The organism is Rhodopirellula sp. P2 (assembly GCF_028768465.1).
GTDB lineage: Bacteria > Planctomycetota > Planctomycetia > Pirellulales > Pirellulaceae > Rhodopirellula.
On sequence record NZ_CP118225.1, the window covers coordinates 3,616,467 to 3,623,087 of the forward strand.

4 protein-coding genes are annotated in these 6,621 nt (G+C 57.8%); 1 reads left to right on the forward strand and 3 read right to left on the reverse strand.

Features of this window, described 5'->3' with window-relative positions:
- Window positions 1-225 precede the first annotated feature (225 nt).
- A complete protein-coding gene (locus PSR62_RS12850) occupies window positions 226-1,401 on the forward strand; it encodes a hypothetical protein (protein WP_274408161.1) in 1,176 nt (391 codons plus the stop codon).
- Here the strand turns inward: PSR62_RS12850 and PSR62_RS12855 are convergent.
- From PSR62_RS12855 to PSR62_RS12865, 3 genes are all read right to left on the reverse strand, one after another.
- Window positions 1,398-2,996 (reverse strand): hypothetical protein, encoded by a 1,599-nt coding sequence (locus tag PSR62_RS12855; RefSeq protein ID WP_274408162.1) that lies wholly within the window; start codon window positions 2,994-2,996, stop codon window positions 1,398-1,400. The two genes, PSR62_RS12850 and PSR62_RS12855, sit on opposite strands and share 4 nt — an antisense overlap.
- A 599-nt stretch (window positions 2,997-3,595) precedes the next feature.
- Window positions 3,596-5,635, reverse strand: a complete 2,040-nt coding sequence (gene metG, locus PSR62_RS12860; protein ID WP_274408163.1) for a methionine--tRNA ligase — start codon at window positions 5,633-5,635, stop codon at window positions 3,596-3,598.
- A gap of 153 nt (window positions 5,636-5,788) precedes the next feature.
- Entirely contained in the window at window positions 5,789-6,556 is a 768-nt protein-coding gene (locus PSR62_RS12865) for a PIG-L family deacetylase (RefSeq protein WP_274408164.1), read from the reverse strand.
- Window positions 6,557-6,621: the final 65 nt, after the last annotated feature.

Consider the following 6,621-nt stretch of genomic DNA (forward strand, 5'->3'; position numbering starts at 1 on the left):
GTTCCTGCGAATTTCGAGCAATTCGGTCCAGGAATCCGGGGTTCTGGGGCAGTCCCCTGGGAAGCGTGATCGCTTGTGCCAGTCAGAACGATTCTGACGATTCCAGCCCTCACCGGTTCCAGTGGTTGCGGGCTGACTGGTGCAAAAGTTTCCCTGGACCAACCGGATCGATTGGAGTGCCGGTCAAAATGTGCCGATTGTTCCGGTTGGAGGGGGGCCTCCGTCATGGATCATCGTTTCGCCCACGACACCGTCGTTCAGGCCGCGATCCATGTCCATTTCAATCCTTTGGGAACGGAAGTGACGGAAGTAGCCATGCAGAGCAACACCAACCGTTGGGTCGGCCTTTTCGCACTGCGAACTGTGGAGCCGGTGGAAAATCAGGAGCCGGTGGCGCGTCGTTGGCAATTTGCCTTCGTCGCTGGCGTCGCAGTTTGGATGAGTGTTTGGGGGGCTGGCACAGCCGAGGCACAGCGTCCGGTCGTTCCCGGAACCGGGACCGAACTCGTTGGCGTCGCTGATGACTTCGAAGACGAGTCGTGGCGTTATGTGCCGAACAATCCCAAGAGCACCGAGGACATTGATGAAAATCAACGTTCGCCCATGGGAAAGAGCACCAACGGTCGTTGGTACGAAGGCATCAAGCGAGGCCACCCGGACGTGGTCGAGCGAGTCGCCACGCCAACCGGCGGTTTGCCCGGCAGCCAAGGCGCTCTGCTGATGCGGAGCAAGTTCACGGGGATTCCCGGCAATGCCAGTGGAACGATGCACCAAGATGACTTCATCGCGAATGTTCAGTACCGACTGAAACGCCGCATCGATGTGTCCGAGGTCCCCAGTGTCACGACGCGAGTTTTCTTGCCACCAGTGGCTGAGTGGGAACAACGCAGCGGACCCCACTTTGGATTCCGCTTGGCGCTCGAAACGACGGCGATGGTCGAAAAAGAAATTGGGCTGTTCAAGCTCAAACGCAAAGAGATGGGCAACGAGATCTACTGGCCAGGTTTGTTCATCGAATTCGAAAGCAAGGCTGACAGCCGAAGTCGCAGCGACGACTACGCTTACCTTCGAGTTCGTAGCAACCAACGTGGAGCCGATTTCCGTGGTCCACAAATCACCACCACGGGATGGTGGACGTTGGGAATGAGCGTCACACCCGACGGCATGGTGCACTACTATGCGTCGCCCGGTGTTGATGACCTGACCGAAGAAGACTACATCACCAGCCAGTTCCCCTACGGGTACGAAGCGGAACGGATGCGGACGTTCTTCTACAACATCTGCAGTGCCGATGATGGACGTCGTTGGAGCACTTCGTTTATCGTCGATGATCCGAAGGTCTTCTTGGTTCGCCCCAAGGGCAAGCAGATGGCTCAGCGTTCGAGCGGCAACCGCCGCTAAGACGCGCCGTCCAGTTGTTCAACGCGGCACGGATAAAACGGCCGCGAATGTTCGACCAAATCCAACATGGTTTGGTCGTTTTCGGAACCTGAATCAGGGCTGCTTTGGTTGCGGAGTGCTTTTCGATAAGCGTTCAGCAATTGCTGCCTCTGGTTTTCGGCCCCGTACTTCGTCGCAACGATGTTTCGATTGTGAGCGATCATGGCGGGATCGCTGGCCGTCACCAGAGCGTCGCACAACGCCGCATTGCGTTGCCGGACTTCTTTTGCAAACCCAGCGTCGGTGGCGAAGCGGTGGATCACCTCCACCTGCAACGCCGGCGACAGTCTCGCGAAATCAATCCAGTCGCATCGGTGGCCGGGGGATGCGGCGACGGAGGGTGCGGCGACGGAGGGTGCGGCGACGGAGGGTGGCGGTGGAGCCAGATCGGGCTGGCATCGAACTCCCTTCCAGGCCTTCACCTTTGCTTCCGCGAACTGACATTCAGCTTCGCCCAGCCAGGCCGTCGATCCGGGAATCATGACGACGTCATAGAGCTGATCCAGGTGCATGCCTTGGTCCATGAAATCGCTGGTCACTCCCGGCAGGTTTCTGGCAACGACACGGCGTGAGGCGAGCCAGGGTTCGAGGAAAACCATCCCAAATCCTTCCGCCACGCTGGACGAAACCACCACGCTGGCGGCCGACAGATTGTCGACGAACTGGATGCCTTCGTGATGGCCGGCATCAAAGACGACGTTGTCGACGCTTTGCTCTGCAACCGTTCGCCAACGTTCGTAGGATCTTCTTTCCATCGGGGTGTCGGGCGCCAGCGTCATCGCGCCCACGGTCGGGCGACCAGCCAGCTGGCACAGCAACAGAAATTCGCCGAGGTTTTTGCGGCGGATACCGCGAACGGGATAGAGCATCCAGCGGAAATCCGTTGGCAACTCAAAGGCTTGCGAGATTTTCCGTGTTGCCGTTTCGAAATCAGGCAGCTCATCGCTTGGGAGGCGAACGCTGTTGGGCAGCAGATCGATGCGGGCTGGCGGGATTCCAAATTGAGCCAGCGTTTCTGCGTCGCCGGTTGTCAACGTCGCGTAGGACAGCCGTTCGCCGTGCGGGTACAAAATTCTGTCGAGGTCCTGGGCTCGATCGCATCCATGGGCTGCCTTGAGGCACGCCCAGTTTTGGGGGCGTTGGTCTTCGGCAAAATCATGGATTTGCATCAGACATGAATAACCCAGCGTGGCCAAACGCTGGATCACCAGCGGAGCGGCCGCGTTTTTGCCGAGGCTGTGATTGTGCCAGTGGATGACCGTCTGCTCGCGAGTCCAGCCCGCGCGTTGGCATTGCTCGTCCAATTCGCGAGCCGTTTGTTCGGCTTGTTGCTGAACGTTCCGCGAAGAATCTCGCAGCGAGTCGTATTCCAAGGATGGGATCGTCCACAGGGAAGCGGACGATCGAGTCGCTTCTTGCAGTCCGGATTGACGGGGGCCGCTGACCAAAGCGACTTCGTCAATGTCATCGGATTCATGCAGGCAGTGAACGTGATTGTCGACCACCTGGGTGACGCCGCCGCGTTCGAAGTGGCAATGCACAATGAGAATTTTCATCGCGGAAATTTTCACTGGCTGTCAGTCCTGAGGGACGCGGGCGTTTGAGTGACAGAGGTGGGATCGGCATTGCGTCACCCTCCCCTCGCTTCGCTCGACCTTACCAGGGGACGTTCGAATAATGATTGGTGGCTGGCGTCTGAGTTTCGCCCCGGATGGGGCCGTCATGCTTCGCTCGGGGCGGAAGCCCCGAGAGACCGATGCCGGAAAACAAACGGTCGTCCCGGATGGGGCCGTCGTGGGAGTCCCTCGCTCACGCTCTTTGAAGTTGCGTTTTATCCGTCAATGGCCAACGGCCTTTTTCAACATAGCCAGGGGCATCGCCCCTGGAGCAGTAAAGCACGGCCCCATTTTGGCCAACGGCCAAATTCAATTCAAAACGTGTGGGTTGATGTTGGCCGTTGGCCAACCAATTTCCCTCCATCTCGATCCCTGGGGCGATGCCCCAGGCTGCGATGACGAAGGCCGTTGGCCAACAATACCGATTGCAAAAGCGCAACTTCAAAACTCACGCGTCGGGTTGTGATGGGTGGTCTTGGCCGACTCTGACGGGCAAGAGTGCCCATCCTACATGCTAGAGACCTAGGCCACGTGGTGGCTCAGTGCACGCGTTGGCCGGGCAAGGCGCCGTCATCGATGCCAAGCACGAAGACTTCTTCGCCGCCGGGACCGGCAGCGGTGACCATGCCTTCGCTCAAACCAAACCGCATCTTTCGCGGTTTCAGGTTGGCAACCATCACGACCAGACGTCCGACCAGTTTTTCGGGGTCGTAAGCGGCTTTGATGCCGGCGAAGACCTGGCGAGTTTCGTCGCCGCCCAAACCGAGTGTCAGTTTCAGAAGCTTGTTGGCTTCTGGCACGTGTTCGGCGGACAGCACACGAGCGACCCGCAGGTCCACCTTCATGAACTCATCGATTGTGATTTCATCCGCGAGCGGTTCATCTTTGAGCGGTTGATCGCTGTCGTTGAACGGGTTGGCGGCGGCGACTTCATTTTCTTGAGCCGCTTCGTCTTTGCTTTCTTCCATCATGGCTTCGAGATCCTCGAGTTTGACACGGTCCATCATACGTTGAAATTTGTTGACGCCACGATCAGTCAGTGGCGTTTGACTTTGTTCCCACGACGTGATCGGTTCCCCGAGCAAGTCGCCACATTTTTTTGCCAGTTCGGGAAGGACTGGGGCCAAGTAAACGGCCAGTTGTCGAAACAGATTCAGTGCGACCGTGCAAACGTCTCGCAGTTCGTCTTGTCGCTCGGCATCTTTGTTCATTTCCCATGGTTTGGCATGTTCGACAAAGGGGTTGGCCGCGTCGGCCAATTCCATGATCAAACGCATCGCTTTGGAATATTCACCGTCCTCGTAAGCGGACGCGATCTCATCGCCTTTCGCAGCCGCGGACTGGAACAGTCCACCGTCGTCGGGGTAGGACGGTGACAAACCGGTTCGGCTGGCGAACTTGCCGACGCGACTGGCCAAGTTGACCACCTTGCCGACCAGGTCGGAGTTGACTTTCTCGACAAACTCGTCGACTCCCAAGTCCAAGTCTTCGACTCGCGACGACAGCTTGGTGGCGTAGAAGTAACGCAGCGCGGAGGGATCAATGTGTTTCAAGAATGTTTCGGCTTTGACGAAGGTGCCTTCACTCTTGGACATCTTTTTGCCGTTCACATTCAGGAAGCCATGGATGTGAACTTTGGTTGGCAGGGAGAACCCGGCCGTCTTCAACATCCCAGGCCAAAACAGCGTGTGGAAATACGTGATGTCCTTGCCGATGAAGTGGTGGACTTCGCAGTCGTCGCTCTGCCACCAATCGGCCAGGTTTTCATCGTTGGCATTGCACCACTGTTGCGTGCTGGCGATGTAGCCGATTGGCGCGTCGAACCAGACATACCAGTAGTTGCCGGGAGCGTCGGGGATTTCGAATCCAAAGTAGGGAGCGGGGCGACTGATGTCCCAGTCGCGAAGTTCTTCCGCCAGGAAGTGCCCCTTCAGGTAGTTGGCGGTTTCCGATTGCAGGGCGCCGGAGTTCGAGACCCATTCGGAGAGGAACCCGTGCAGCTTTTCCAATTCAACGAACAGGTGTTCGGCTTCTTTGAGGATTGGCGTGGCACCGCTGAGCGTGCTGACCGGGTCGATCAATTCAGTGGGGCTGTAGGTGTGCCCGCAATTGCAATTGTCACCGGCTTGGTTGGGCGTGCCACATTTCGGGCACGTTCCGCGAACGAATCGGTCGGCCAGAAAGGTCTCGGCTTCTGGATCGTAGAGTTGCTCGACGCTTCGTTGGACCACCAAGCCCGCGTCCCGGAGAGATTGCCAGATTTGATGGCAAATCGTTCGGTTTTCTTCGCTGTTGGTGCTGCCGTAGTGGTCGAATTCAATTCCAAAACCCGCGAAATCACGCTGGTGAGCTTCGCTGGTTTCTTCGATCAATTCAATTTCGGACCGGCCTTCGCTGCGGGCCCGAATCATGATCGCGGTGCCGTGCGTGTCGTCGGCGCAGATGTACAAGCAACGATTGCCACGCAGTTTCTGAAACCGGACCCAAATGTCGGTTTGCAGGTATTCCACCAGGTGGCCGATGTGGATCGGGCCGTTGGCGTAGGGCAAGGCAGCGGTAACGAGCAGACGACGCGTCATGAAAGCAGTTGTCGGTGAGTGGATCGAGGGCTTCAGCGATACCCACGACCGATTTTCGCGACGTGGGGTTCACCATCCAAGGTCGCGATTGTGACAAACCACCGCTGGATCGAACAGGACCAGCCACCGAAGACGACTGCGGGAGGCTTCGAATCAGAGGTTCATGACCGTTTTGACCAGGTCGCTGACGGAATACGGGTGAGCCGATGCAAATGCCTCTCCGGCCCAACATCCGGCTTGCGAGCCGGTCACCAACGCGGCGGCACGCACACGGTCGGTAATTTTCGGTTTGTGGGCGAACTGACTCTCATAAGCCGTGATCGAGGCCAGTTTCTGTTCCAAGCAATCGCCGATGTCAACGATCAGATGGTGGGACTCACCGGGCATCACATCGGATTCGAATGCCAATCGAAAGTAGAGTTGGCGAGCCACCGCGTGGACGGCAACGCCGTCAAAGTGTTCGTCCCAACGACACAGTCGACTGTAAAACACCGCTGCATCGGTGATCTGCATCGCTTGCCAATGGTCTGGAGAAGCCATGGGCGTTTTTTGCCCGAACCCGATCACGATCCGAGGACGAAATCGACGGAACTGGCGAGCCAACGCGATTCGCGGGACAAACCCGTCCATCAGAATTCGGTTGGGAAGGTTCAATTGGACTCGCGCGTGAACGCCCAGGCACTGGGCCGCTTGGACCGATTCTGCCATCCGAGTTTTGACGTCGGGGCAATGGGGCGTCGGTTCACCATCCGTCAAATCGATGATGCCAACGCGATAACCCTGGCGGACCATTTTGGCCAGCGTGCCACCACAGGCTGATTCAACATCGTCCGGGTGAGCCCCCACCGCAATCACGTCCAGTGATTGCGTCGGGTCGTTGGGCAGAAGGAGATCGCTCGGTTCAGGAATGGCTTCATTCATGAGAACCAGCTTAAAGCCGCGGGCATCGTCGAGACAGGTCCCAACGATGCCCGGTTCTCTTCCGG

Excerpts from the sequence above, each read along its gene's own strand:
- PSR62_RS12855 (WP_274408162.1), bottom strand. The coding sequence starts at position 2,996 with ATGAAAATTCTCATTGTGCATTGCCACTTCGAACGCGGCGGCGTCACC.
- metG (WP_274408163.1), bottom strand. The coding sequence starts at position 5,635 with ATGACGCGTCGTCTGCTCGTTACCGCTGCCTTGCCCTACGCCAACGGC.
- PSR62_RS12865 (WP_274408164.1), bottom strand. The coding sequence starts at position 6,556 with ATGAATGAAGCCATTCCTGAACCGAGCGATCTCCTTCTGCCCAACGAC.
- PSR62_RS12850 (WP_274408161.1), top strand. The coding sequence starts at position 226 with ATGGATCATCGTTTCGCCCACGACACCGTCGTTCAGGCCGCGATCCAT.